The organism is Allobosea sp. GW821-FHT10B12, assembly GCF_059415545.1.
Window position 1 is genome coordinate 323,409 of the sequence record NZ_JBWKNL010000006.1, and the last position, 22,864, is coordinate 346,272.

The 22,864-nt window shown below is 62.4% G+C and carries 28 protein-coding genes, 1 tRNA gene and 2 pseudogenes; 12 read left to right on the plus strand and 19 right to left on the minus strand.

Going from position 1 to position 22,864, the window contains the following annotated elements:
* Positions 1-652: 652 nt before the first annotated feature.
* From AC07O0_RS21615 to AC07O0_RS21650, 8 genes and pseudogenes are all read left to right on the plus strand, one after another.
* Positions 653-1,986 (plus strand): annotated as a pseudogene (locus tag AC07O0_RS21615) (tyrosine-type recombinase/integrase).
* 238 nt (positions 1,987-2,224) lie between these two features.
* Positions 2,225-3,256, plus strand: coding sequence for an alpha/beta hydrolase (locus AC07O0_RS21620; protein WP_494625870.1), 1,032 nt, complete (start codon positions 2,225-2,227; stop codon positions 3,254-3,256).
* Positions 3,257-3,311: 55 nt separating this feature from the next.
* On the plus strand, positions 3,312-4,382 hold the full coding sequence (locus tag AC07O0_RS21625) for an alpha/beta hydrolase (protein ID WP_494625737.1): 1,071 nt from the start codon (positions 3,312-3,314) through the stop codon (positions 4,380-4,382).
* Between the two features lie 29 nt (positions 4,383-4,411).
* Entirely contained in the window at positions 4,412-4,828 is a 417-nt protein-coding gene (locus AC07O0_RS21630) for a carboxymuconolactone decarboxylase family protein (protein WP_494625738.1), read from the plus strand.
* An 8-nt stretch (positions 4,829-4,836) separates the two neighbouring features.
* The gene (locus AC07O0_RS21635; protein ID WP_494625739.1) at positions 4,837-5,307 is read left to right on the plus strand and encodes a (R)-mandelonitrile lyase; all 471 of its coding nucleotides are present in this window, start codon (positions 4,837-4,839) and stop codon (positions 5,305-5,307) included.
* Positions 5,308-5,355: 48 nt separating this feature from the next.
* Positions 5,356-5,796, plus strand: coding sequence for a cytochrome P460 family protein (locus AC07O0_RS21640; protein ID WP_494625740.1), 441 nt, complete (start codon positions 5,356-5,358; stop codon positions 5,794-5,796).
* An 8-nt stretch (positions 5,797-5,804) separates the two neighbouring features.
* Positions 5,805-6,530: a DUF4405 domain-containing protein gene (locus AC07O0_RS21645; protein ID WP_494625741.1), complete on the plus strand. Its 726-nt coding sequence runs from the start codon at positions 5,805-5,807 to the stop codon at positions 6,528-6,530.
* Complete coding sequence (locus AC07O0_RS21650; RefSeq protein WP_494625742.1) at positions 6,527-7,522, plus strand: alpha/beta hydrolase; 996 nt, start codon at positions 6,527-6,529, stop codon at positions 7,520-7,522. Before AC07O0_RS21645 ends, AC07O0_RS21650 begins: the two co-directional genes overlap by 4 nt.
* On the opposite strand, the gene AC07O0_RS21655 is transcribed toward AC07O0_RS21650, so the two are convergent.
* A complete protein-coding gene (locus tag AC07O0_RS21655; RefSeq protein ID WP_494625743.1) occupies positions 7,510-8,403 on the minus strand; it encodes a LysR family transcriptional regulator in 894 nt (297 codons plus the stop codon). The genes AC07O0_RS21650 and AC07O0_RS21655 overlap by 13 nt on opposite strands.
* A 458-nt stretch (positions 8,404-8,861) precedes the next feature.
* On the opposite strand from AC07O0_RS21655, the gene AC07O0_RS21660 reads away from it, so the two are divergent.
* Complete coding sequence (locus AC07O0_RS21660) at positions 8,862-9,122, plus strand: hypothetical protein (protein ID WP_494625744.1); 261 nt, start codon at positions 8,862-8,864, stop codon at positions 9,120-9,122.
* A gap of 178 nt (positions 9,123-9,300) precedes the next feature.
* On the opposite strand, the gene AC07O0_RS21665 is transcribed toward AC07O0_RS21660, so the two are convergent.
* From AC07O0_RS21665 to AC07O0_RS21730, 14 genes and pseudogenes are all read right to left on the minus strand, one after another.
* Positions 9,301-10,749 (minus strand): UdgX family uracil-DNA binding protein, encoded by a 1,449-nt coding sequence (locus tag AC07O0_RS21665; protein ID WP_494625745.1) that lies wholly within the window; start codon positions 10,747-10,749, stop codon positions 9,301-9,303.
* On the minus strand, positions 10,749-11,996 hold the full coding sequence (locus AC07O0_RS21670) for a putative DNA modification/repair radical SAM protein (protein ID WP_494625871.1): 1,248 nt from the start codon (positions 11,994-11,996) through the stop codon (positions 10,749-10,751). The genes AC07O0_RS21665 and AC07O0_RS21670 overlap by 1 nt, the downstream gene beginning before the upstream one ends.
* A gap of 256 nt (positions 11,997-12,252) precedes the next feature.
* Positions 12,253-12,756, minus strand: coding sequence for a YciE/YciF ferroxidase family protein (locus AC07O0_RS21675; protein WP_494625746.1), 504 nt, complete (start codon positions 12,754-12,756; stop codon positions 12,253-12,255).
* Between the two features lie 90 nt (positions 12,757-12,846).
* Positions 12,847-13,098, minus strand: coding sequence for a hypothetical protein (locus AC07O0_RS21680; protein WP_494625747.1), 252 nt, complete (start codon positions 13,096-13,098; stop codon positions 12,847-12,849).
* Between the two features lie 535 nt (positions 13,099-13,633).
* Positions 13,634-13,732 (minus strand): annotated as a pseudogene (locus AC07O0_RS21685) (exodeoxyribonuclease III); the annotation flags it as partial.
* 37 nt (positions 13,733-13,769) lie between these two features.
* Complete coding sequence (locus AC07O0_RS21690) at positions 13,770-14,072, minus strand: hypothetical protein (RefSeq protein ID WP_494625748.1); 303 nt, start codon at positions 14,070-14,072, stop codon at positions 13,770-13,772.
* Positions 14,073-14,171: 99 nt separating this feature from the next.
* Positions 14,172-14,702, minus strand: coding sequence for a general stress protein (locus AC07O0_RS21695; protein ID WP_494625749.1), 531 nt, complete (start codon positions 14,700-14,702; stop codon positions 14,172-14,174).
* A 34-nt stretch (positions 14,703-14,736) separates the two neighbouring features.
* The gene (locus AC07O0_RS21700; protein WP_494625750.1) at positions 14,737-15,036 is read right to left on the minus strand and encodes a PepSY domain-containing protein; all 300 of its coding nucleotides are present in this window, start codon (positions 15,034-15,036) and stop codon (positions 14,737-14,739) included.
* Between the two features lie 150 nt (positions 15,037-15,186).
* Entirely contained in the window at positions 15,187-15,414 is a 228-nt protein-coding gene (locus AC07O0_RS21705) for a DUF6894 family protein (RefSeq protein WP_494625872.1), read from the minus strand.
* 42 nt (positions 15,415-15,456) lie between these two features.
* On the minus strand, positions 15,457-16,197 hold the full coding sequence (locus tag AC07O0_RS21710) for a Crp/Fnr family transcriptional regulator (RefSeq protein WP_494625751.1): 741 nt from the start codon (positions 16,195-16,197) through the stop codon (positions 15,457-15,459).
* Positions 16,198-16,209: 12 nt separating this feature from the next.
* The gene (locus tag AC07O0_RS21715; protein ID WP_494625752.1) at positions 16,210-16,506 is read right to left on the minus strand and encodes a SemiSWEET family sugar transporter; all 297 of its coding nucleotides are present in this window, start codon (positions 16,504-16,506) and stop codon (positions 16,210-16,212) included.
* A 305-nt stretch (positions 16,507-16,811) separates the two neighbouring features.
* The gene (locus AC07O0_RS21720; RefSeq protein ID WP_494625753.1) at positions 16,812-17,858 is read right to left on the minus strand and encodes a sensor histidine kinase; all 1,047 of its coding nucleotides are present in this window, start codon (positions 17,856-17,858) and stop codon (positions 16,812-16,814) included.
* A 22-nt stretch (positions 17,859-17,880) separates the two neighbouring features.
* Positions 17,881-18,294 carry a response regulator gene (locus AC07O0_RS21725; RefSeq protein WP_476814027.1) on the minus strand — a complete coding sequence of 138 codons (414 nt, stop codon included), beginning with the start codon at positions 18,292-18,294 and terminating at the stop codon, positions 17,881-17,883.
* 26 nt (positions 18,295-18,320) lie between these two features.
* Positions 18,321-19,814 (minus strand): sensor histidine kinase, encoded by a 1,494-nt coding sequence (locus AC07O0_RS21730; RefSeq protein ID WP_494625754.1) that lies wholly within the window; start codon positions 19,812-19,814, stop codon positions 18,321-18,323.
* Between the two features lie 149 nt (positions 19,815-19,963).
* Here AC07O0_RS21730 and AC07O0_RS21735 point away from each other — a divergent pair, with 149 nt between their 5' ends.
* Positions 19,964-20,173, plus strand: coding sequence for a cold-shock protein (locus tag AC07O0_RS21735; protein ID WP_091843677.1), 210 nt, complete (start codon positions 19,964-19,966; stop codon positions 20,171-20,173).
* Between the two features lie 106 nt (positions 20,174-20,279).
* Positions 20,280-20,516 (plus strand): hypothetical protein, encoded by a 237-nt coding sequence (locus AC07O0_RS21740; RefSeq protein WP_494625755.1) that lies wholly within the window; start codon positions 20,280-20,282, stop codon positions 20,514-20,516.
* A 24-nt stretch (positions 20,517-20,540) separates the two neighbouring features.
* On the opposite strand, the gene AC07O0_RS21745 is transcribed toward AC07O0_RS21740, so the two are convergent.
* Together AC07O0_RS21745 and AC07O0_RS21750 are read right to left on the minus strand one after the other, a co-directional pair.
* Positions 20,541-20,825 carry a hypothetical protein gene (locus tag AC07O0_RS21745; protein WP_494625756.1) on the minus strand — a complete coding sequence of 95 codons (285 nt, stop codon included), beginning with the start codon at positions 20,823-20,825 and terminating at the stop codon, positions 20,541-20,543.
* A gap of 41 nt (positions 20,826-20,866) precedes the next feature.
* Complete coding sequence (locus AC07O0_RS21750; RefSeq protein WP_494625757.1) at positions 20,867-21,475, minus strand: pyridoxamine 5'-phosphate oxidase family protein; 609 nt, start codon at positions 21,473-21,475, stop codon at positions 20,867-20,869.
* A gap of 35 nt (positions 21,476-21,510) precedes the next feature.
* Here AC07O0_RS21750 and AC07O0_RS21755 point away from each other — a divergent pair, with 35 nt between their 5' ends.
* On the plus strand, positions 21,511-21,831 hold the full coding sequence (locus AC07O0_RS21755; protein ID WP_494625758.1) for a hypothetical protein: 321 nt from the start codon (positions 21,511-21,513) through the stop codon (positions 21,829-21,831).
* A gap of 8 nt (positions 21,832-21,839) precedes the next feature.
* Here the strand turns inward: AC07O0_RS21755 and AC07O0_RS21760 are convergent, their stop codons facing one another.
* Both AC07O0_RS21760 and AC07O0_RS21765 read right to left on the minus strand, forming a co-directional pair.
* Positions 21,840-22,346 carry a cupin gene (locus AC07O0_RS21760; protein ID WP_494625759.1) on the minus strand — a complete coding sequence of 169 codons (507 nt, stop codon included), beginning with the start codon at positions 22,344-22,346 and terminating at the stop codon, positions 21,840-21,842.
* Positions 22,347-22,753: 407 nt separating this feature from the next.
* Positions 22,754-22,830: transfer RNA gene (locus tag AC07O0_RS21765), tRNA-Arg, on the minus strand.
* Between the last annotated feature and the right edge of the window lie 34 nt (positions 22,831-22,864).

Genomic DNA, 22,864 nt, shown 5'->3' on the forward strand with positions numbered 1-22,864 from the left:
AGATCAGCCTTTCGCGGGTGAGGTGGCTCTTCAATTCAGCAATTTGGATTGTAGATCCTGCTGGATATTGGGCACCGTGAGATTTTGAGCGCGCTGTTATGGCCGAATTAAGCCGCTCGGAAGCGGACACCCCAAACGTCGGGAAAGGGCCATCTACGGACGGGGCGCCGCCGCTCGCATGCCAGGAATTGGCTCCTGCCAATGATTTGAGCGTTGCTCACGTAAGCAACGCTCAACCACGTCGCACATCACGAGTTGGAGTGCTCCCGCCCAAAATGGCCCCGGAACGCCCTTGAAACCCCGTAGAGACGCCCTGCCAACTCCCTTCAGCTATACACGAAACACGACGCCGCGCTTCCGCGGCCAGAGTTCGAAGAAGCGCTGAAAGAACGGATATCTATATAAGCGGCTGATATTGCGGGTGGTTTTGGCGCGCCCGACACGATTCGAACGTGTGACCTTTGCCTTCGGAGCAAGGATAGTATACTTCGTCGAAACTATCCGATTTCCTCCGAATGCGCGCTATGATACTGAAATACAAAAAGAAATTTGATATGCATCCGCGCCGCTTATACGATCGGACGGTCGAACTCCCTCCTTGGCGTGCTTCCGTGCTGCTTACGCGAGGAGGCTGCCGAGAAGAGATCCAGGTATGGCGAAGCTGACCAAACGAACCGCCGACAACGCCGAGGCGAGCGAGACGGATTATATCATCTGGGATGAGGATCTCCCTGGTTTTGGGCTTCGTGTCTTTGCCTCCCGGAAGCGCAGCTATCTTGTGCAATATCGCGCCGCCGGGCGGTCACGACGGTACACGATCGGCTTGCATGGAGTCTGGACGCCCGAGGCGGCACGGCGCGAAGCGAAGGTCCTCCTGGGTCAGGTCGCAAGGGGCGGAAACCCGGCGGAGGATCGCAAGCTCGATCGCGAGGCGATCACGGTCAAGGATCTCTGCACCCGTTATCTCAACGATCTCGAGCAAGGCCTCATTCTCGGCAAGCGGGGCCGCCCGAAGAAGGCGACGACCATCGTTGCGGATACGGGCGCATCCAACGTCACCTGATCCCCCTGCTTGGTGGCCGGCGGGTTCGCGATCTGGTCAAGGCCGACATCACCCAGGCCATGAAGGACATCATGGCCGGCAAGACACGCGCGGACGTCAAGACCGATAAGCTGCGCGGCCGGGCGATCGTGCGCGGAGGCGTCGGCACGGCAACGCGCACGATTGGGCTTCTTGGTGGCATCCTCAGCTATGCAGTCGAACGCGGGATCATCGAGCGCAATCCCGTACACGGTGTTCGCAAACCGAAGGACAACGTCAACGGCCGCCGGCCGAGCGAACAGGAATATCGCGCGCTCGGCGAAATTCTCAGGAAGGCAGCCGAGGACAGGCAGTGTGCGACCGCGGCGCAGATGATCCGCGTCCTTACGCTGACCGGCTGCCGGCGCAGCGAGATCATCAAGCTACGCTGGAACGAGATCGATTTCGAAGGCAGTTGTCTGCGTCTCACCGACAGCAAGGAGGGCGCATCGGTGCGCCCGGTCGGCCTACCCGTGCTGGAATATTTCGAGGGGCGGCATGAGGAAGGCGCGGAAGGCTTTGCCTTTCCCGGCTGGGCCGATGACACGGCCTTCGGGAGCTTTCCGAACCACTGGACGAAGATATTGGGCAAGACCGAGCTCGCCGACATCACGCCGCATGTCTTGCGGCACAGTTTCGCCAGCATCGCCAACGATCTCGGCTTCACTGAAGCGACCATTGCCGCGCTGATCGGCCATTCGCGTGGCACTGTGACGAGCCGCTACATCCATACGGTGGATACCGCGCTCGTCATGGCGGCCGACAATATCGCCGGTTACATTCAGGGCTTGCTAGACGGCGTCGCCTTCAGCCACACGTCCTATGCGCTCGACCGGGCCTCGCGGAAGGCGTCGCTCGCGGATTTTCTCGGAACGGAGAAGCCAAAGCCGGTTGAGGTGGAGTGATCGATCTCCTGTGCGCCATTACCGGACATTGGGTCGTTGCCCAAAAGCGGACCCCAGGAGAGCAAGGCTCTCCATCGTATTAATTAGGCAGACTAATCAGACCTATTGGATTTAGATAGCTAATCGAAGAGTGGCGAGGTGACTAAGTTCCTCACGAGCTGACACAGCGAACGAGGAGCGAATGCCTGCCATCGACACCAAAATCCTTCTCGCACCCTTCCTACTCGCGGGGGGCTTGATGGGTTCAACACCAGCGTTCGCTCAAGAGGCGGCCAAGCCCGGCCTTCTGACGATCCAGGCACAAGGCAGCTTCGCTGTCGGCGCAACGGTGGTGAAAACCTCCGGGACCTTCAGCAACAACAAGCCCACGGCCGAAGGGCAGAGCCTGCATGGCGATCACCTCTACGCCTTCTACCAGGTCCCCCAGAATCCAAAGGCTTTGCCAATCGTCATGCTGCACGGCGCCTTCCAGTCGGCACGCAGCTGGGAGACGACCTCGGATGGGCGCGAGGGCTTCCAGACCCTGTTCCTGCGTCGCGGTTTCCCGGTCTATCTCGTCGATCAGCCGCGTCGTGGGCGTGCCGGCAACAGCACAGTCGGGGCGACGATCGAGCCCACCCCTTATGACCAGCTCTTCTTCGATCAGTTCCGGCTCGGCAAATGGCCGTACTACTTCGATAACGTGCAGTTCGATCGCAAGCCCGAGACGCTGGACCAGTTCTTCCGCTCGGTTACGCCGAACACCGGGCCATACGATGCCGGCGTTATTTCCAACGCGATGTCGGCGCTGTTCGCCAAGACCGGTCCTGCGATGCTGTTCACGCATTCCCAAGGTGGCGGCCCGGGCTGGCTGACAGCGATCAAGAACGCCAACGTCAAGGCTATCGTCGCGTTCGAGCCCGGCAGCGGCTTCATCTTCCCGGAAGGCGAGCTGCCCCCTGCCATGCCGAGCGCTGCCGGGACCTTGTCGCCCGAGGCGGTGCCGCCCGCGGATTTCCAGAAGCTCACCCGCATCCCGATCGTTATCTACTACGGCGACAATTTCCCGGTCGAGCCGACCACGGAGCGTGGGCAGGACAACTGGCGCGTGCGGCTGGCGATGGCCAAGCTCTGGGTTGCAGCCGTGAACAGGCACGGCGGGGATGCGCGCCTCGTGCACCTCCCCGAGATCGGCATCCGCGGCAACACGCACTTTCCATTCTCTGACCTGAACAATGTCGAGATCGCCGAACTGGTCTCGAAGTTCCTCGCCGAGAAGAAGCTGGGCTGAGGCTGGAGGCGCATCGCGCCCGGTCCGAAGCACTCAATTCGAAAGGATGACCATGATGAACCGTAGAACCGTCCTGACGACGGCCGTCGCTGCCGCCGCAGGCTTTGCAGCCGGCGAGGCCGGCGCCGCCGATGACAAGAAGAACCCCTTCGGCCTCGTCTACCGGGAAGCGATCACCGCGAACGAGCCGGGCAAGGTCAATATCCATCCGGTCATCTACAAGGTCGGTGGGCTGGACATCGTCGCCAATGTCTACACCCCGGCCGGGTACAGCGCCGACAAGACCTATCCTGCCATCGTTGTCGCCCATCCGAACGGGGGCGTGAAGGAGCAGGTCGCAGGGCTCTACGCCCAGCGGCTGGCGGGCGAGGGCTACATCGCGATCACGGCGGACGCGGCCTATCAGGGCGGCAGTGGTGGTCAGCCGCGCAGCGTGGACAAGCCCCAGAACCGTGTCGAGGACATCCACGGCATGGCGGATTTCATCACCCGCTATCCGGGTGCCGATGCCGCGCGCGTCGGGCTGCTCGGAATCTGCGGCGGAGGCGGCTATTCGCTGTCGGCTGCGAAGGTCGACAGGCGGTTCAGGTCGATCGCCACGTTGAGCATGTTCAACTCCGGGCGCGTCCGCCGCAACGGCTTCGCGGATTCGCAGTTGAACACCATCCAGGACCGCCTGCAGCAGGTTTCCCAAGCGCGTGCGCAGGAGGTCGCTGGTGGCGAAATCCTCTATCCGGGCGACGCCAACCTGACGGGCGAGCAGATAGCGAATCTCCCGTTCGAGATGTACCGGCAGGGTTACGATTACTACTGGAAGACCCACGCTCACCCGAACTCGACATTCAAGTACACGACCAGCAGCCTTCTGGACCTGATGCGCTGGGATGCGACCGACCAGATCGAGCTGATCGACCAGCCATTGCTGATGATCGCCGGCAGCAAGGCCGACAGCCTCTACATGACCAAGGAGGCCTTCCCGAAGGCGATCGGCACCAAGGACAAGGAGCTGTTCGAGATCGAGGGCGCGACGCACATCGAGACCTACTGGGTGCCGAAATACGTCGATGAGGCCATGGCCAAGCTGACCCCGTTCTTCGGCCGGACGCTTCCGTCCGGCCGAACTTGAGCCATCTCCCAACCCGAACGAGGTCTGCCATGCGAACGATCCGCAATGCGTCGGTTGCTGCCCTGCTGCTCAGCGCAGCGCCATTCGAGGGCTCCGCCCAAGCGCAAACTGCAAGTCAGCCGGCGACGGCAAAGCCGCCGTCCCGGGCGCAGCAACTCATGGGCGACATTGCCCCGAAGATGGCTGAACTCACCGACAACGTCCTGTTCGGCGACATCTGGGAACGGCCAGGATTGGCCAAGCGCGACCGCAGCCTGATCACGGTTGCCGCCCTGATCGCGCTGAACCGTCCCGAGCAGCTCCGCTCGCACATGGCGCTGGCCCGCACGAACGGCGTCAAGGAGGAGGAGATCGTCGAGGTGATCACGCAGCTTGCTTTCTACGCCGGCTGGCCGAACGCCATCGCGGCCATCAACGTCGCCCGCGACGTGTTCAAGCAGAAGTGAGCCATCGCATGCTCGCTCCCGCTTTGATCTTCGCGGCGATGGCGCTGCCCTTCGGCGCGGCGCTCGCCCAAACCGGCCGGGCCGTCGTCGTCCAACGCTCCGGTGCGCAGAAGCCCGCCGCCGGTCCGGCACAGAACTTCTCCGGCAAGGTCGAGGTGACGAGCCGATTCCAGGGCACGCCACCAGCTCGCATCGGTGGCGGCACGGTCAGCTTCGAGGCGGGCGCCCGCACCGCCTGGCACACGCACCCGCTCGGCCAGACGCTGATCGTCACGCAGGGCGTCGGCCGAGTGCAGCACTGGGGCGGTGAGATCCAGGAGATCCGGCCCGGCGACATCGTTTGGATTCCGCCGGGCGTGAAGCACTGGCATGGCGCCTCTCCGGATTTAGGGATGACCCATATCGCCATCTCCGAATCCCTCGATGGCAAGACCGTCGACTGGATGGAGCATGTCTCCGACCAGCAATATGGCCGCTGAGGATCCCAGATGAAGCTTGCTACTCAAGCGGCCCTCACGGCCGTAGCGATGACCGTTGTTCTCGCCGTCGGCTTGCAGGTCCATGCCGAAGCCAGCCGCGCGACGCTGCCCGACCTCGACAAGCTCGTCCACTACACGACCGTGCGCCGCGGCAACGTCACCGAGCACATCATGACAACGCCGCAGGCGCTGGACGCCGTCAAGAACAAGCAACCGATCCCCAACGGCTCGCACTTCGTGCTGGTCGACTACCGGGACGGCAAGCTGTTCCGCTATTTCGTGATGGAGAAGGGCGAGGGCTGGGGCGCCGACTATGACGAGCGCCGCCGGACCGGTGATTGGCAGTATCAGTGGTTCTGGCCGGACGGAAAGATCAACACGGCCGAGAACACGGCACGCTGCGCGAGCTGCCACGGCAGCCAGACGAGCAGCGACTATCTCTACACCGCCTACCGGATTCCGCGCTTCAACGGCACGCCGGTCGAGTAGGCCAGACGATGAGCCGGGTCTTCGCCCTTCGCCTCTGGCTGGACGGTTTCGCCGCCGTCCTGCTCGTGTTCGGCCTCTCCTACTGGTGGCTGGGCAATGTCGCGCATGAGATTGCCGGGACGCTGATGTTCGTCCTGCTGATCGCGCATAACCTGTTCAATCGTCGTTGGTACGGTAATCTCCCGAGGACGCGGCGCGAGCCGCGCAGTGTCTTCAACGTCCTCGCCACCGGCGGGCTCTTGGTCGCCATGCTGGCGCTGCTTGTTACCAGCGTCCTGATCTCGAACGCACTCGCATCCATCCTGCCGCCCTGGGGCGGGTTCGCCATGCGCCAGATCCATACCGTCGCCGCCTACTGGGTTCTCGTCATCGTGGCGGTGCATCTCGGCCTGCGTTGGCCGATGCTGATGGGTCTCGCTAGGATTGGCTTCAGCATCCGCAGCGCCAGCGTCATCAGGACCTGGATTCTGCGCGCGATCACCGGCGTGGTGTCCGCCTACGGCATCTGGAGCTGTCTGGTTCTGGGGCTCGGAATGAAGCTGACGATGCAGATGGGTCTGGACTGGTGGAACTTCGAAGAGTCCGTCGCAGGCTTCTTCGTCCACATCGGCGCCGTAACCGGGCTCGTCATCTCGGGAACATACTACGCGATGAAGCTGATTGAGGTTGCCCGCCGCGATCGTCGCCAAGGCCGCGTCGCTGCTCGGCCGATCCCGGAGAGCGTCTCGTCATGAGCGCGCGTCTATCACGGCGTGAATGGCTCGCCGCGGCGGTGTTATGCTCCGCCCCGGGTCGCGGAGCGGCAGGGACGCCGTCGAACGGAACGGGCTCGGTCTCCTACTCTCCGCTGACGCCTGAAAGCACATTGGGCGAACTGTTGCACCATCCAGCCTTCAACGGGTTCGGGCGACGCCTGTTGCCCTGGGATGATCGCGACGTCGACGAGCAAGCCCGGCTGTCGGATATCGGCACCTTGCTGCCCTACCACACCAACATTGACATCCCCTCGACCGTCGCTGCCCTGAACCGACTTGTTTTGGACGCGGCTGCGGACCATCAGGTTTTCTACGAGCTCTACGATAACGCAGAGCGGAAATCGGAACCCGACAAGGCTCATGCCGGTCTTTTCTTCTTCCGCGGAACCCCCGGCGCACCATTCGCGATCGTCGCCCCGGGCGGCGGCTTCGCCTATGTCGGATCGGTCCATGAGGGCTTCCCATACGCAGCCGAGATCAGTCGCGCCGGACTGAATGCCTTTGTCCTGAAATACCGGGCCGGGCGGGGTGGGCAGATCGCTACCCAGGACCTGGCCGCTGCGATCGGCTTTGTGTTCCGTAACGCCGGCAACCTGGCGGTCGACACGAAAGGCTATTCGCTATGGGGCAGCTCTGCGGGAGCAAGGATGGCGGCTTTCATAGGCAGTCATGGTGCGGCCCGCTTCGGCGCGCCTGACTTGCCCCGGCCGGCGATCGTCGTCACGGCCTATACGGCGCATTCCGACGTCGGCGAAAGCGAGCCACCGACATTCGCGGTCGTCGGTTCCCGGGACGGCATTGCGCCGCCGGCGTCGATGGAGCGAAGGGTCTATGCCTTGCGCCGTCTAGGTACGGTGGTGGACTATCATGTGTACCCCGGCGTCGGCCACGGTTTCGGCCTGGGCATCGGAACCAGTGCAGAAGGCTGGATCAGGGAGGCTATCCAGTTCTGGCAGCGTCAACCACGGTAGCGCAGGACGTCGATCAGCAGAGAGAGAGCCGACGAGGAATGCCGCCTGCTCGGATAGTAGAGGTGGTAGCCGGGAAACGGCGGGCACCAATCGTCAAGTACGCGTATAAGTTTTCCCGTGCGGATATGCTGGATCGCCTGGTCCTCGGGCAGATACGCAAGGCCCAGCCCGTCGAGAGCGGAACTTAGGCGAAGCGCAAGGCTGTTGAATACGAGCTGGCCTTCGCCACGAACCTTGACCTCGCGCCCGTCCTTTTCGAGTCCCCAAGGAAACAGCCCACCATATGTGGGAAGGCGAGACGCGATGCAGTTGTGAGAGGTCAGATCTTGTGGGGTTCCCGGAATACCGTAGCGCTTGAAATAGGCTGGTGATCCGACCACCGCCATGCGCATCTCAGGCCCGATCCGGACGGCGATCATGTCCTTTGCTACCTGTTCGCCGAGCCGCACGCCCGCGTCATAGCCCGCCGCCACGATGTCGACGAGGCCATAGTCGACGATGATCTCGACCTTGATATCGGGATGATCCGGCAGCAAGCGGCGTAGCGCTGGTTGCAAAGCCGCGATCGCGGCATGTTCGCCAGCGGTGATGCGGATCGTCCCTGCCGGCTTGCCCCGCAATTCGCCAAGCGCTGCGATCTCCGCCTCAATCTCGTCGAAACGCGGCGCAACGGCTTCGAGCAGCCGTAGACCAGCTTCGGTGGGCGCGACGCTTCTGGTCGTACGCGTCAGAAGTCTTAGCTTGAGACGTTCCTCGAGGGCCTTGATGGTCTGGCTGAGCGCGGACTGCGACACTCCCAGTTTGGCACCAGCCTTGGTGAAGCTTCGCTCCTTTGCAACCATGGCAAAAGCGGCGAGGTCGTTGAAGTCTGGCTGCGCCATTAATTAGACTGCCTTATGAGGCCCGCCGAATTATAGATACTTATCTTCGTAACCCACTCGCTGGCTACACCTCCCTGGCAGCGAGACCGAGGCTTATCCGCGCCAGGAGCGGACTCTCGATTACGCCCAAAAGGAAACCTACGAAGGCCGCCTGAGCTATGCCGGAAGCGATCCACGACCGATATGATACGCATCGCTCGCGGCCATGGCGAACGGTGTATCATTTCGCGGAAACCGGCCTGGGCCGTCCTGCAAGATCGAAAAAATGGATGGCCTGCAGAACGTGCCACTTAAGCAACCTTCGAGCATTACCCATGAATGTCTTTGCGCGAGCGGCGATTGCAGCGGATTTTTCGTGGGTGCCGGATATGGCTGCTCTTGAAGGGCCTCCAATGACCGCTGAATCCTTTGTGCAGGCTTATCTTGCTGATCCAAGCACATGGCATTGATCCACGGATATGCTGAACGATCCACGGGAGATCGTATTAAGGCGGGTTCTAGCGATTATTGCTCAGGCGCGACTGCCTGATCACGAGCTGGCACTTGGTCAAATCGGCGCGGGGCCGCTGGAAGATTTGATGTGCGACGCCCTGCTCGACGATTTGCGCGCTTGGATGCCCTTCACTGCCGAGATGCGCTACGCACTTGGAAATGTTCGAATGAATGTCGAGCCGCCTGCCTTGCAGCATCGGCTGGAAGCAATGTTACTTTATTGCTGAAGGCTTCCCGCCCAAGCCAAAGATAGGCGGAGTTGGTTGCGAGCCGTCAGCCCCGCGCCAGGACCTGACGTTGGCATGCTGCCGGAGACCGGACATCAGCACCAGCCGATCCGGGTTAGCTTCAGTTTAAAAACCGACGCGCGATGTGGGCTTCCCACGGCCAGATCGGCTGAAGCAGTCATGCTGCCTTTGGCATCCGCAAGCCTGGCGCGAGGCTGCCGACATGCTTGAGATCGGCGATGAAGCGCCTGGTCTCGTTCTCCTTCGCCCCCTCGTCCGGCAGGCGCAGCAGATAGGAGGGATGGACGGTCGCCAGCAGCGGCGTGCCGTCCGGCAGCTTAAGCTCGCGCCCGCGTGCCGCGGTGAGCGGGCCGGCATGACCGGTCAGCGCCTTGAGCGCGGTCGCGCCCAGCGCCACCACCAGTTGCGGCTTGACGAAGCCAAGCTCGAGATCGAGCCAGAAGCGGCAAGCCTTGACCTCGCCGGCATTCGGCTTCTCGTGGATGCGCCTTTTGCCGCGCAGCTGGAATTTGAAGTGCTTCACCGCATTGGTGACATAGGCTTTGGCGCGGTCGAGCCCGGCATCGGCCATTGCCCGGTCGAAGACCTTACCGGCCGGGCCGACAAAGGGCTTGCCGGCCAGATCCTCATGATCGCCGGGCTGTTCGCCGACGAAGATCACCAGAGCGTTGCGCGGCCCCTCGCCGAAGACCGTCTGCGTCGCATCGCACCAGAGATGGCAGCGCCGGCAGGAGCGCGCAGCCACGGCGGCGTCCTCCCAGCTCTCGATCGCGGAAATATCGGAGATGGCCGGTTCGGAAGTCGCCGTAGGCCGGCGCTTCTGCGGTGAGGTCGGAGCGCTCATGATCATCTCTTGCGTTCGCCTGGTGGCATCGGCGATCAGGGGAGAAATCAGTTCGGCCTCCGGCAGGTTCCGCCAGTATTTCACCGGCATCTCCGCCTTCATCGCCTTCGGCTTCAGCCGGGCCGGATTGAAGATGCTGGCGTAATAGGTCCGCCACCACTCCTCCATCGCGTCGCTGGTCGGCGCCTGCGCACGCGTCGCCGCCTCGCCGAGCTTGAGTTCGCGCCCATCCCAGAGCAGCGTCCCGCGCGGCGTCAGGATCGTCCAGCGCATCGTGGTGAAGCGCTCGACGAAGAAGGGCGCGACCTTCTCCAGGATATGGTGCTCGGGCTCGAACCAGGCGACGAAGGCCTCGCCGCCCTCCCCGTCATCGACCTCGCGGAAGCGCACGAAGGCGGTCATCTTGTGCATGTCGCGCCGGACCGAGCGCGCCAGCGCCTCGGCGCGATGGACGTCGTGGTCGGAGGCGATCTGGAGCAATTCGCGCTCCTCCTGCAGGCGCCAGAGGAGACGGTAGAGCAGGTCGAACCGCGCGGGATCGCTATGGCAGATCACCTCCTGCGCCAGCGCGATGAAGGCGCGCGGCACGCTCAGCGCCCTGTCCTCGCCGCCCTCCACGATGTCACCGCCGAACAGGCCGGTGTCGTGATCGCCGACGCGCCAGTCGATCGCCGACGGCGCGACCAGCGCTTGCGCGAAGCGCCGGGCAAAGCCGCGCCAGCCTTCGAAATCGGCGGGATGGGAGAGGCGCGCGACGAACATCAGAGCAGCGCCAGTTGCTGCGGCTTCGGCGCGAGTTGCGCCTTCAGCCTTTCGCCGTCGAGCGCCGCACCCGGCCGCCAGTCGGCGGTGACGATGAATTGCCGGAGCACGCGCAAGGAACGCACCAGCCGCCCGACATCCTCCAGCCGCAGCCGCCGAAAGCGGCGCATCGCTAGGATGCGATCGACGCTGCGCGTGCCGAGCCCGGGAATGCGCAGCAAGAGCTCGCGCTCGGCGCGGTTGACGTCGACCGGAAAGCGACCGCGATGGCGCAGGGCCCAGGCGAGCTTGGGATCGACCGAAAGGTCGAGCATGCCGCCGGGCGCCGCATCCATGATCTCGTCGACCTCGAAGCCGTAGAAGCGCGTCAGCCAATCGGCCTGGTAGAGCCGGTGCTCGCGCATCAGCGGCGGCTCCGACAGCGGCAATTGCTTCGACGAGTCGGGGATCGGGCTGAAGGCGGAGTAGTAGACGCGGCGAAGGTCATACGCGCCGTAGAGCTGGGCGCTGCGCTGCAGGATGGTGGCGTCGCTGGCATCGTCGGCGCCGACGATCATCTGCGTGCTCTGCCCAGCCGGCGAGAAAGCCGGCGCCCGCTGCGAGCGTTCGCGCTCGGCGGCGGCCTCGTCGATCCTGAGCTTGAGGCCGCCCATGGCGCTGCGAATGTCGAGCGGCTGCTTTTCAGGTGCGAAGCGCTTCAGCGAGGTCTCGCTCGGTAGTTCGACATTGATCGAGACCCGGTCGGCGAACAGCGCCGCGCGGTCGATCAGCTCCTGGCTCGCGCTCGGGATCAGCTTGAGATGGATGTAGCCGCGGAAGTCATGCTCCAGCCGCAGGCTCTCGGCGACGCGCACCAACTCACCCATGGTGTAATCTGGCGAACGGATGATGCCGGAGGAGAGAAACAGCCCCTCGATATAGTTGCGCTTGTAGAAATTCAGCGTCAGCGCCACGACCTCCTCGACCGAGAAGCGCGCCCGCCGGACATTGCTCGAACTGCGGTTGATGCAGAAGACGCAGTCGTAGGAGCAGAAATTGGTCAGCAGGACCTTGAGCAGCGAGATGCAGCGCCCGTCTGGCGCATAGGAATGGCAGATGCCCGAGCCGGTGGTCGAGCCGACGCCCTTGCCGCCGACCGAATTGCGCTCGGCCGTCCCGCTCGATGCGCAGGAAGCATCGTATTTCGCGGCATCGCTGAGAATCTCCAGCTTCTGAAGCGTGGTGAGCTGTGCCAAGCTCGCCTCCATGTTCATGATATGTTCTATCTTGAGCCAAACGCCTCCCGCCTGCCAGAGGTTCCAGCTTGCAGGATCGTCGCAGCTGGCGATGGGGCGTTTTCAAACCCGAGAGAGTGAGGCAGCCAATCAGGCTTGGACTCCAAAGCGCATTCATGCCCGGGCAGAGCGTCTTCATGAATCATGGGATCGATAGCTGACATGATGCCCCCAGCGGATCTTGAGATGAGTGCCGGACGCGAGAAAATCCCGCTTCCGGCATTTAACATCAAGCCGCCTGCCGGTTGACCATGCTCGTTGCGAGCTTGGTCAACTTCGCATCCGTCGCAGCTTCTTCATCGAGATTCTGCTTGAGGAGAGAGGCGCAATCCTCGCGACCGAGCAGCTTGGCCCAGGCAACCAATGTGCCGTACCGGGTGATCTCGTAGTGCTCAACCGCCTGGGCGGCAGCGATCAGCGCTGCATCGAGCACCTGCTTGTCGTCGACATCGGAGGCGATGTCGCTGGCTTCCGACAAAATTCCATCGATCGCCGGACAGGTGACGGCCTTCTCCTCGGCACCGTGCTGTTTGAAGACCTGCTTCAACCGGGCGATATGCCCGTCGGTCTGCTGAAGGTGTGATTGAAAGCCCTGCTTCAGCTCCGGGCTCGTCGCCTTGTCGACCATGTCGGGAAGCGACTTTTTGATCTGGTGCTCGGCGTAGTAGATATCCTGGAGCGTATGGACGAACAAATCATCCATGGTCTTGATATCTTTGGTGAACCATCCCATTGGAGAGTCTCCTCGTGCGGTGACCCCCAGCCGTAGATTTCAAAAACAGGATCGAGACTTCTAGGTTCCAGACAATCGTAGCGGCGGCCCCTATGCCGCGACAGGAAGCTCGCGACCATGCACCGCCAGGTGCCTATCGCTGCGGTTCATGACCACCAATACGACCGACGCGCCGTCCTCGCATTCGAGCACGAGCCGGTGGCAGAACTGGCTGTCGTCGCACTCACTTGTGTCGAAGAGCAGGTAGCCGGCCCGGCGGTCGTCATAGTCGCCCGCGAATTGGTACAGAACATCGATCCTGCGCCCATCGCGCAAGTTAAGCCGGCCTGTGCCAGTGAGCATTGCGTCTCTCCGCTTGGCGGCGTCAAAGCGCGCCGCACGCGGTCATTTCCAGGAGCGGTATGGAGACAACGGCTGGAAGATTAGGTGTCTTTCCAAGCCGCTTGTCCATGTCAAATGACAGGATGCCACCAGCAAGCCTACGGCCGCTGTCTTCTTCCGGCGCGGGCGGAAATGCATAGGGAAGATCGCTGCGGCCGCTGGGGGCAAGGATCGTCCCAGCAATGTCGTCAACCTGTGCCCTGAAGAAGAGCCTGCAGGCGGACATGCGGGTGCGGCAAAGCGAGACAGGGCTGACCTTCCTTGGAAGGTCAGCCCTGATGGCCGTTCCCCTGCGCCGGCCAGAATGTGCGAACCGCCGGTACATCCGCGGCGAGTTCCAGACATGTGGCTGACCGGCTGATACAGCCTGACGAGAGCTTAGCGAGCTAAGCACGCCCAACCAGTGGCGATTGCGGTTCGCCACGACACCCTTTCGGGTGAGCCATCCATTTTTCCGGTCAGCTCAGGCGGCCCATTTCTGAGCATGGTCGCTCGCTTGGCTCCAGACGCTATCCGGCTCGGCTTCGCGCAGCCACCGTAGGAGCACCGGCAAACGCCCGTTGATGCCATTGACGTTGAAGGTCGCCATCTTCACCGCGAGATTCCAACTGAACGCGAGCGGCTCTCTAGGGTCAGTTGCGGCTTGTGCGCTCGAGACGGCGGCCGACGAGAAAGCGATCGATCGACCGACGAATGAGATCATGATCGTCAGCGGCGAAATGGATGTTGCTCGCCACGATCCCATAGAGGCTCGCTCTCGCTAGGTCAGGATCAGCGGTGACGCGGCATCGCGTTTGAAGCGCCGTCCAGGTGCCATCGACGGCAGCATGGACACGCGCGATGTCCACCGGGTCGATCAGCACCGCGAATGGATCGGGTTCGCAAGGAACGAAGTCATCTAGGGGCAAGGCTTGTCTCTCAGGCTGATCAATCATCGGCTGGAAACGCCTCCCGCGGCGCCAGGTTCCTAATCACTTAAGCAAGAAAGCGCCCCGCCGGATCGGCCCGACGGGGCAAGGTCCGCCGAGACAAGATTAGATAATGGGCCGGTACGGCTCACCACGCTCGTCGAACCGCGACCAACCCTCGTTCCTGTAGTCCGTCAGGCGAGCATCGCGATCGATCGGCATGGCGCCGTCCAGGATGGCTTCCGCCGCCGGCGCCTGGTCTTCGTGAGCCTTCACCGAAACGACGCTGCCGCCGCGCCGCACCGTCTCGGCGTAGTAGTTGGCGCTCTCTTCGTCCTCGCCGGCGCTCGTGAACGCACCGATGATGCCACCGGTGACGCCGCCGGCTGCGGCGCCGGCTGCTGTCGATGCAAGCCAGCCGGCCGCCACGACCGGACCGACGCCGGGGATGGCAAGCAGGCCAAGTCCCGCGAGCAGGCCGGCTGCGCCGCCGAGAGCCGCTCCGATGCCGGCGCCTTCCCCTGCATTGCTGTTGTCGGTGCTCTCGTGCCGACCGATCAGGCTGATGTCCGCTGCCGGGAACCCGGCAGCCTGGAGGTCGTCGACTACGCGGCGCGCCGCCTCATAGGTCTCATAGGAACGGGTGACAGTACGCATAAGAATTCTCCTCCTCTAGATCGAAAACTGGTGGTCAGTTGCGGGTGATGTTGCCGCGATAATCGACCGAGATGCTGACCTGCGCGCCGGAATGGGTCGCGGTGCCCTTCCAGATGCCGTTGTCGTCTTTCTTGAGCGCGGTCACATTGGAATAGCCGTTGGCCTCCAGCCGGCTCTTGGCCTGTCCTTCGGTGAAGCTGTTCGCGCCAGGCAGCGGCGCGTTCGCGTCCGCCGGAGCGTTCGGCGACGGCGTCGGGGCCGTGGTCGACGTTTGTGCGCTGGCCGCCGTCGACAGCAGGGCGCAGAAAAGGGACGTGAGAACCACGTTGCGCATCGAAATCTCCTTATGTGGCAGATAGTTAGTCAAGTTCTACTGATAACGACAGCAGCGAGGAGAAGTTCCGTGTCAGCGCCTTGAAGTGGTTCGGTGGAGTGCTTCGAAACGCCGCAGTTTGCTGCAGCGATTGAACGAGAGCGCGACGCACTAATGGCCGTCGAGATTCAGGGTTGCCGTATAGATGTCAGCACCCGCGGCATCCCTTACGACGACCGCCAGTTCCATGTGGTCGCCATTGGGGAGCTTTTCGCGATTGATTCCAGCGAGAAGCTCCTTCGCAGCATTTTTGGCAGCTTGGTCGTTGGGCAAATCGGTGCCCTCGTCGTCCAATTCGACGTGCTGGCCGTCGCGCGTGTGAAAGAAATACCGGGGCATGCCTGTCAAATGCGGCTCGCCGTCCGGTGTTCCCACACAAACTCACTTTTTGGAGCGGACTTCCCGCAAATGCAGATAGTCGGGATCGAAATCCGCCAGCTTGCACAGGCCTGCCCAATCAAGAATCGTCAGCCTGTTCGACCGAAGGCGGATCAGCCCGGCTTGCCTGATCTCTCGCAGCTTCTTGTTCATGTGAACGGTGGAGAGTCCAAGTGCATCGGCGATTTCCGGCTGTGTCAGCGGCAATTCGCAGGTCTTGCCATCGGAAAGGCCGATCGCCGTCATCTTGGTGATGAACTCGCAGAACAGATGAGCGATCCGGCTCGGCGCCGAGCGCCGGCCAATCCCCACCATCCACTCGCGATAGATGGCAGCCTCTACGAGCGTCTCGCGCCAGAATGCTTCAGCGATCCGGTAATGGGAGCGGGTCAGCGCTCGAACCGCCTCGTGAGGAATGAATCCGACGGTCGCGGCCGTGAGCGTTCCGAGATTGTGATCCATCTGCTCGATGAGGAGCGAATGGATATCGGGGATGTCGCCCGGAAGATGCAGGGACAGGATCTGGCGCTGCCCGTCGCCCACGATCTTGTAGCGGCAAACCAGCCCTTCAGCGACGAGGCAACATTGCTTTGTGCGCTCCCCCTCGCTGACGATGTCGTGCCCACTCTCGAACTGCTTGAGGATCAGCGGCAGCCGGAGCAGTTGGTCTCGCTCTTCGGGCTGCAAGGGCGAGCTCGTCTCGAGCTTCCGAACGAGCCCGTGAAGATAATGGTCCTTGTCCATCAGCCCTCAATCTTACGCATCAGGATCCACGGTATCAGCCATTGCGTCCTTTTTCGCCTGCGGCAGCAGCGTCATCAGAAGGATGAAGGACGCAAGCAGCAGACAGACGCTGTTCGTCACGATCAATGGCCACTCGCCGAGCCCGATGCCATAGAACGTCCAAAGCGCAAAACCTGCCACTGTAAAGCTGTACATGACCGGTGAGATCGAGCTGGTATCGCGGCTTTTGACGATAAGCCAAGCTTGCGGCACGAAGCTGACCATAGAGCAAAGCGCGGCAGCGCCGCCTGCGATTGTCATCCAGTCCATTGTTCCGTTCCATGCGCTGCAAAAGCGCGATGGAGCAGCGACCGAGCTGCGCTTGCAGATTTCGGCGCGAGCGGCAGCAACCAATCGTTCACCAACAACGCGGGCATTTGCATCAAATTCCCCAGGACGCGGAACGATCCACCCGATCCAGAATTTCTTCGCTGCGAGGCCGGAGTTTTTCGATGCGATGCAGCGTCCCCCTGGAGTTTTGGATGTACTTGGCTTTGGCGCTCAATCTGGCGTCGGCGCTGGCGATCAACCTCTAGTTCAATGCTGACCGCCGGGCACTCGCTATCCACGCGCCGTCAATATCCCTGCTTTTCATCGAATGTGATGGATGCCAGCGTACCGATAGGCTGGGTCTGATATTCCAAGCGCGAGCCGAGGCTTTTTGACATCGCAGCGATGATCTTGCTGCCGAGTCCGCTCCCCTTTGCCGTGCCGTCACCGGTCCAGCCGATGCCATCGTCCGCGACGCTGAGCACGATCTGATTGGACGACGTCCGCGAAACGCTGACGCGAACCTCGCCCTCTCCAGTCGGATAAGCGTATTTCAGGGCATTGGTGACAAGTTCCGTCGCGATCATGCCGACGGAGACGGCGCGATCGGTCTTGATCGAGACAGGTTCGGCGTCGAGCTTGACGATGGGCGTCCTGCCCGAGGCCGTGATCGAATTGCCCAATTCGCCGACGAGTGTTTCCAGATAGGCTGCGAGATCGACCTGCTGGACATCCGTCGAGGTATAGAGACTGCGATGCAGGTTCGCGATGGCCGTGATACGCGCCTGCGTCTCTGCCAGAGCCGCCTTCGCCCCTGTGTCCTTGACCGCGCCAGCCTGCATCCGGACCAGCGAACCGACGAGCGCCAGGCTGTTGGCCACGCGGTGGTTGACCTCCGCCAACAGCATCTCGGCCCGATCCTTGGCCTGGCGAACCTGCTGCTCGGCTTCTTCCTTCGCTCGCATCAACCGGGCGCGTTCGACAGCCTGCTCGAGTGCGGCCACCAGCAGCACCTCGAAATCATCGCCGATTGCCTTCACGACATAGTCGACAGCACCAGCTTTGAGCGCCTGGACCGCGATGGAGAGCTCGGTCGAGGCCGTGACGTAGACGACCGGGGGCGCTTGTTCGCGCGCTTTCAGATCCTCAAGGACGATGAGGCCTGAGGTCGTGCCAAGGTCGTGGTCGAGAATAACGACGTCGATATCGCCCCCCTCCAGACGAGCGAGCCCCTCCTCGGCGGTCGTCTCGTGATCGACTTGGTAGCCGCGGCGACCAAGAATCCGCTGAACGAGCCGCCCCAAGGCGGCGTCGTCATCAATGTATAGGGCCTTGATTGTGCGGTTGGGCATTACCGCGTCGCCGCCGATCGGATCATTCGGTTTCCGGAACCTGCATCACCGAGAAGAACAATCCCAGCTGCTTGATAGCGTTGGCAAAGCCCTCGTAGTCGACGGGCTTCGTGATGTAGACGTTCGCACCGAGATCGTAGCAGCGTTGGATCTCGCGGCTGTCGTCGGTTGTCGTCAGAACGATGACCGGCGAGCGGCGGGTATGTTGATTGGCCTTGACCCTCTCCAGGATGTCGACGCCAGCCATGTCGGGCAGGTTCAGGTCGAGCAGGATGAGCAACTGCCGGCGGGAGCTGGCCTCACCCGTGCCGTCTGCACCGAACAGGAACGCCAGCGCGTCCGTGCCGTTCTGGAATGGGATGATCTCGTTGTTCACCCCTGCTCGGCGGATGTTCTTCTCGATGAGACGAGCATGGCCCTCGTCATCCTCGATCATCACGATTGAAACCGGCTTTGCATTGCTCACGTGGAGGCACTCCGTTGAACCGCGCTGAGATCAGGCGGCAACAAGATCGAGAAGGTCGTACCAGCGTCCAGTTCGGAGCTGACGGTGATGTCGCCGCCGAGATTGCGGACGATCGTCCGGACATGCGCCAGACCGATGCCTTCGCCCGGCTTGTCTTGTGTTCCGGATCGACGAAAGAGCTCGAAAATCCGTTCGTGGTCGGTCAGGGCGATGCCTCGGCCGTTGTCTTGGACCTCGATGACCACCCAACCGGACTTCTCCCGCTTCGCACGTATCACAACCTTGAGCTCGCGCTTCGGCGACCGGTACTTGATCGCATTGTCCAGGAGATTACCGAGGACCTGCTCCATCGACAGACGGTCGCTACGGATCTTGAGGGGCGGGCAGTCGACGGTGATGCCGTCGCCGTTCTCGCTCGCCTGATGATGTACAGCCGCTGCCGCCGCTTCGAGCGCGGATGGGAGATCGATCGCTTCGGCGCGCAGGACCCTTTTTCCCTCGCGCGAAATCTTCAGGATGGCGTTTATCAGTCCATCCATCTTGCGCGTCGAGGACCGGATGAAGCTGATCGCTTCCGGCAGGTCCGCGTCGACCGCCGTGCGGGCCTCTTCCAGCACCGCCGGGGCAGCCGTTTCGCCGGCATCGAAATAGGCCTTGATCGGCGCCGCAGTCGCTTCAAGCTCGCTCGTGAAGCCCATGATGTTCACGAGCGGCGCCCGCAGGTCATGGGTCACAATATAGGCGAAGCGCTGGATTTCCTCGTTAGCCCGGGTGAGCGCTTCGGTGCGCTGCTGCACGCGGTCTTCCAGCCCGATGTTGAGAGCTGCGACCTCGGTCCGGGCCAGAATGATCTCGCGTGTGTATTGCGCGATCGTCCAGAAGGCCGCTGCCGCGAAGAGAGCGATGACCAGAGCCCCGAGCAGGATGGTCCAGCGCAACCGGGCCGATGCAGTTTCCTGGCCGGCGATCGCCTGCTGCAACCGTTGCTCGGATTGCGCGATGATCTTGCCGAGACCGGCGCGAACCTCGTCCATCAGATTGCGGCCAGAGCCTTGCCGGACTGCAGCGATTGCATCGTCCCAGGCGCCGCGTTGCGCCAAGGCGACGGTTTGCGCCAGCTCAGCCAGCTTCCCGCGTAGAGCCTCTTCCAGTCGCGCGACCTCTGCTTGCGCCAGTTCAGTGGCTCCGGCGGATGCTTTCGCGCGCTGCAGCGTCGTTTCGAACTTGGCTACGGCATCGGTGTAGGGCGCAAGGTAGGCGGCATCACGCGACAACAGGTAGCCGCGCTGACCGGTTTCGGCATCTTGGGCCAGCGATAGAAGGTCGGCCGTCGCACTTCGTGTTTCGCGTACCGCGACCACTTCCTCGAACTGACGTTCGGAGACCCAGGTCAACCAGAAGGCCGCGATGACAATGACCAACAGGGCAATCGCCCCACCTGCGAGCAGCAGGAGATTCGATCTGAGGAATTGAGCGGGCGAAATAGGCATCAGCAGACTCTAAGGGCCGGCCTCCATGGCTGGAGCCCGGGAGCGGCGCAATAGCAAATGACAGGGTTCTGAAAATTTAAAGCGCTCCCCGGATGGTTGCCCTCCAAGGCGAGGGCAGCCATGCTCGCGATCCCAACAAGGAGGCAGGGATGGCGACCGGCACGGTGAAATGGTTCAACACCACGAAAGGCTTCGGCTTCATTCAGCCGGACGGCGGCGGTCAGGACGTGTTCGTTCATATCAGCGCGGTGCAGCGCGCCGGCCTTCGGGAACTGCACGACGGCCAGAAGATTTCCTACGAGGTCGTGGCCGACAAGCGCTCGGGCAAGTCGTCGGCGGAAAATCTCAAAGCGGAATAGGCAAGTTCCGCGGCTTGTGCCTAGCCGGCCGGCCGGTTAGGCGCCGCCCCCAGTGAAGGGAACAACAAGCCTCCGCTCCGGTTGCAACGCAAACGGAGGAAGCGCCATGGCCAAACAACCGGAAGCCCTCGCCACCTTTGCAGCCAGCGCCAGGAACGCTGGCAAGAAGCCGAAGGATATCGGCCTCGAAGCGACGCCTGAGACCAAGGCCATCCCCACCGATCCCAAAAAGAAGAATGATGCCGCTCGCAAGGTGCTGCGGGAAGGCGTGCTCCACAAGGATCAGGGTGCTGACGAAGCGATCGACGCGCTGCCGGATCGGACGCGAACGAAGAAGCGCTGACGCGCCATCGCGATTGAAGCGCCGTCAGATCCGAGCTTTGCGGCGGCTGCCGCGACCAGCCGAGGTTGAAGACGCTTTCTGCGCCGGTGACCGTCGGCGTTTGGGCGTGACGTCCTTGGCGCGGCGCGCTCGCGTTTCGAGGTTGAGACGATAGAGGCCGTACCCGATCGCTCCAGCAACGAGGAGCGGGGCCGGCAGCCTTGCAGCAAGCAGCGTCAATGGAACGGTCATTCCTTCGGGAATGTCTCCGCGCTCGGCATCGCGCGCGATCCAGGCTGTCGCGACGCTGTTGAGTATGGCTTTGATCATGTCTCGCGCTCGGCTTTGTTGCATTGAAGACAGGCAGCCGTTCAGTCGAGCCTCACATTGGCTGTCTTGTCCGCATAGTCCTGCTTGGGATCGGAACCGAACAACAACTGGATGCCTGCGATCAGGCTCCATTCATTCTCCCAGATCTCCGCCTGTTGCGGATCGAAGCGCAGCAAGGCGAGCTTGGGGTCATCCTTCCCCTGCTCGTACCACGCCGCAACGAAGCGGTTCCAAAGCCGCTCGATGACCGCCCGATCATTGTCGAGCACCAGGGTGCCGTTGATCCTGGCGAAGAGGTCATGCCCCTTGTCGGCGAACGACATGAACGCGTTTGCGCTGCCGGTCAGCGCCTTTACCAGCTCGGTATCCATTGCGGAGAAGATCCAGAGCGGCCCGCGGTCGGCATCGCCGTCGAGCTGGACCGTCATCGGCCGCATCAGATTGTCGCCCGCTCTTTCTAATCCGAGCATAACGGTCATGTCGGAGCGAAGCGCCTTCCAGAGTTTGGCCTCAAGCTCGTTCGGTGTCGGCATGAAGGGCTCCCATGGTGCGTTTCGCGGACAACCCGTGAGCAGAGACCGAAGTTCCGTAGCCGCGACCGAGCCCGCAAAACGCGGAAATCGATGGTTGAAGGGAGAACCCGTCAGCATCTGCCGCGTTGTCCTCCTGCAGCCGAGAGGACGCGATGAGCCATCATTCTTCGGAACTGATCAATCGTGCGCTCCCGATCAGCCACCGTGCGCCCCCGAGCGGCAAGGCGCTGAAGGAACGCCTTCTGCTGCAAATGAACGAAGAGAGGATGCTGGAAGCGCTCGCAGGCCTATCGGGCCGCAGTGCCGCGTCCATCGCCTGGCTCCTCGAACAAGACATGATCGTACCCGGCGGCCTGCTCAGGGCTGCGATCGAGCTGGACCGGGAGCTTCAGACGACACGTCGCCTTGAGAAGAGCATCCCGATGTTCGAGGTCGCCAGCTCGGTGGAGCAGCGGGGCAAGCCACAGGCCTGAACGCGCCTCTAGAGCCCATCACGCCAATGCTCCAGCATCGGCCCCTGCCGGCCTGACAGGGGATCGCTCGCTGGCCGGCCCAGCCGGCTGATGGCCACCCGGATTTCCGCGGTGGGAGCATCCCGCACAATATCGCCGCTCTGCCCCGGAGGGTACGCACCCACCACAAGGAAATCGCTGCTGGCGCTGAGCCGACAATGTCCCGTCCCGGCCGGCAGCAACACGACGTCCCCGGCATGGACCCCGAGTTTTCTGCCGCCCTCTCCGCCCAGGACCAGCTCAGCGGAGCCCCCGGCAATCCCGAGCAGTTCGTGGCCCTTCGCGTGATAGTGATGGAAATCGTAGATGCCGTTGCGCCAGGCCGGCGGCCAGCCATTTTCTTCGAAGCGCCTCTCCATGGCGGTGGCGAGGTCGGCTTGGTCAGCTGCGAACGCCTGCCGGTAGACGAGCGCGGGAAAGCGCAGATTGTTCGGGATTGGCCCGCGCTCATCGAACGGTAGGACGAGTATCGTCATCGCGATGCTTTCCGGTAACCCGGATCGAAGCCGGCTCGACCTCGATCCGGGTCGGCTTCGACTCAGCGCGGGCCCCACAAGGCGGTGAGATCGAGCTCCTCGTCGCGGTGCTTGCCGCCAAGTTGAGCCGCCATCCACGGGCTCCTGCGGGTCCACCTGTCGGGAATTGGTGCGCGACAATTGTGACGAGCGTTGCTCACGTGGGCAACGCTCGTCGGATTCGCTGTGTCTCAAGCCGAAATGCTTTCGCCAAGAATGACAACAGATAACCTTCAAATCCCCAGAAATGCGTCCGACGCCCCTTTATCGTCACGCATAAAACGCGACGCATCGCTTCCGCGGGGAGCGACTATCGAGGCTCGCAAGGGGCAGGCAATCGCCTAATTCATTGATTTCATTAGAAAAAATGGCGCGCCCGACACGATTCGAACGTGTGACCTTTGCCTTCGGAGGGCAACGCTCTATCCAGCTGAGCTACGGGCGCTAACCGTGGAGGCTGGATAGCTGATTGCCGGCGC

Coding starts and splice junctions, on each gene's coding strand:
- AC07O0_RS21620 (WP_494625870.1), top strand. CDS start 2,225: ATGGGTTCAACACCAGCGTTCGCTCAAGAGGCGGCCAAGCCCGGCCTT.
- AC07O0_RS21625 (WP_494625737.1), top strand. CDS start 3,312: ATGAACCGTAGAACCGTCCTGACGACGGCCGTCGCTGCCGCCGCAGGC.
- AC07O0_RS21630 (WP_494625738.1), top strand. CDS start 4,412: ATGCGAACGATCCGCAATGCGTCGGTTGCTGCCCTGCTGCTCAGCGCA.
- AC07O0_RS21635 (WP_494625739.1), top strand. CDS start 4,837: ATGCTCGCTCCCGCTTTGATCTTCGCGGCGATGGCGCTGCCCTTCGGC.
- AC07O0_RS21640 (WP_494625740.1), top strand. CDS start 5,356: ATGACCGTTGTTCTCGCCGTCGGCTTGCAGGTCCATGCCGAAGCCAGC.
- AC07O0_RS21645 (WP_494625741.1), top strand. CDS start 5,805: ATGAGCCGGGTCTTCGCCCTTCGCCTCTGGCTGGACGGTTTCGCCGCC.
- AC07O0_RS21650 (WP_494625742.1), top strand. CDS start 6,527: ATGAGCGCGCGTCTATCACGGCGTGAATGGCTCGCCGCGGCGGTGTTA.
- AC07O0_RS21655 (WP_494625743.1), bottom strand. CDS start 8,403: ATGGCGCAGCCAGACTTCAACGACCTCGCCGCTTTTGCCATGGTTGCA.
- AC07O0_RS21660 (WP_494625744.1), top strand. CDS start 8,862: ATGCTGAACGATCCACGGGAGATCGTATTAAGGCGGGTTCTAGCGATT.
- AC07O0_RS21665 (WP_494625745.1), bottom strand. CDS start 10,749: ATGTTCGTCGCGCGCCTCTCCCATCCCGCCGATTTCGAAGGCTGGCGC.
- AC07O0_RS21670 (WP_494625871.1), bottom strand. CDS start 11,996: ATGGAGGCGAGCTTGGCACAGCTCACCACGCTTCAGAAGCTGGAGATT.
- AC07O0_RS21675 (WP_494625746.1), bottom strand. CDS start 12,756: ATGGGATGGTTCACCAAAGATATCAAGACCATGGATGATTTGTTCGTC.
- AC07O0_RS21680 (WP_494625747.1), bottom strand. CDS start 13,098: ATGCTCACTGGCACAGGCCGGCTTAACTTGCGCGATGGGCGCAGGATC.
- AC07O0_RS21690 (WP_494625748.1), bottom strand. CDS start 14,072: ATGATTGATCAGCCTGAGAGACAAGCCTTGCCCCTAGATGACTTCGTT.
- AC07O0_RS21695 (WP_494625749.1), bottom strand. CDS start 14,702: ATGCGTACTGTCACCCGTTCCTATGAGACCTATGAGGCGGCGCGCCGC.
- AC07O0_RS21700 (WP_494625750.1), bottom strand. CDS start 15,036: ATGCGCAACGTGGTTCTCACGTCCCTTTTCTGCGCCCTGCTGTCGACG.
- AC07O0_RS21705 (WP_494625872.1), bottom strand. CDS start 15,414: ATGCCCCGGTATTTCTTTCACACGCGCGACGGCCAGCACGTCGAATTG.
- AC07O0_RS21710 (WP_494625751.1), bottom strand. CDS start 16,197: ATGGACAAGGACCATTATCTTCACGGGCTCGTTCGGAAGCTCGAGACG.
- AC07O0_RS21715 (WP_494625752.1), bottom strand. CDS start 16,506: ATGGACTGGATGACAATCGCAGGCGGCGCTGCCGCGCTTTGCTCTATG.
- AC07O0_RS21720 (WP_494625753.1), bottom strand. CDS start 17,858: ATGCCCAACCGCACAATCAAGGCCCTATACATTGATGACGACGCCGCC.
- AC07O0_RS21725 (WP_476814027.1), bottom strand. CDS start 18,294: ATGATCGAGGATGACGAGGGCCATGCTCGTCTCATCGAGAAGAACATC.
- AC07O0_RS21730 (WP_494625754.1), bottom strand. CDS start 19,814: ATGCCTATTTCGCCCGCTCAATTCCTCAGATCGAATCTCCTGCTGCTC.
- AC07O0_RS21735 (WP_091843677.1), top strand. CDS start 19,964: ATGGCGACCGGCACGGTGAAATGGTTCAACACCACGAAAGGCTTCGGC.
- AC07O0_RS21740 (WP_494625755.1), top strand. CDS start 20,280: ATGGCCAAACAACCGGAAGCCCTCGCCACCTTTGCAGCCAGCGCCAGG.
- AC07O0_RS21745 (WP_494625756.1), bottom strand. CDS start 20,825: ATGATCAAAGCCATACTCAACAGCGTCGCGACAGCCTGGATCGCGCGC.
- AC07O0_RS21750 (WP_494625757.1), bottom strand. CDS start 21,475: ATGCTGACGGGTTCTCCCTTCAACCATCGATTTCCGCGTTTTGCGGGC.
- AC07O0_RS21755 (WP_494625758.1), top strand. CDS start 21,511: ATGAGCCATCATTCTTCGGAACTGATCAATCGTGCGCTCCCGATCAGC.
- AC07O0_RS21760 (WP_494625759.1), bottom strand. CDS start 22,346: ATGACGATACTCGTCCTACCGTTCGATGAGCGCGGGCCAATCCCGAAC.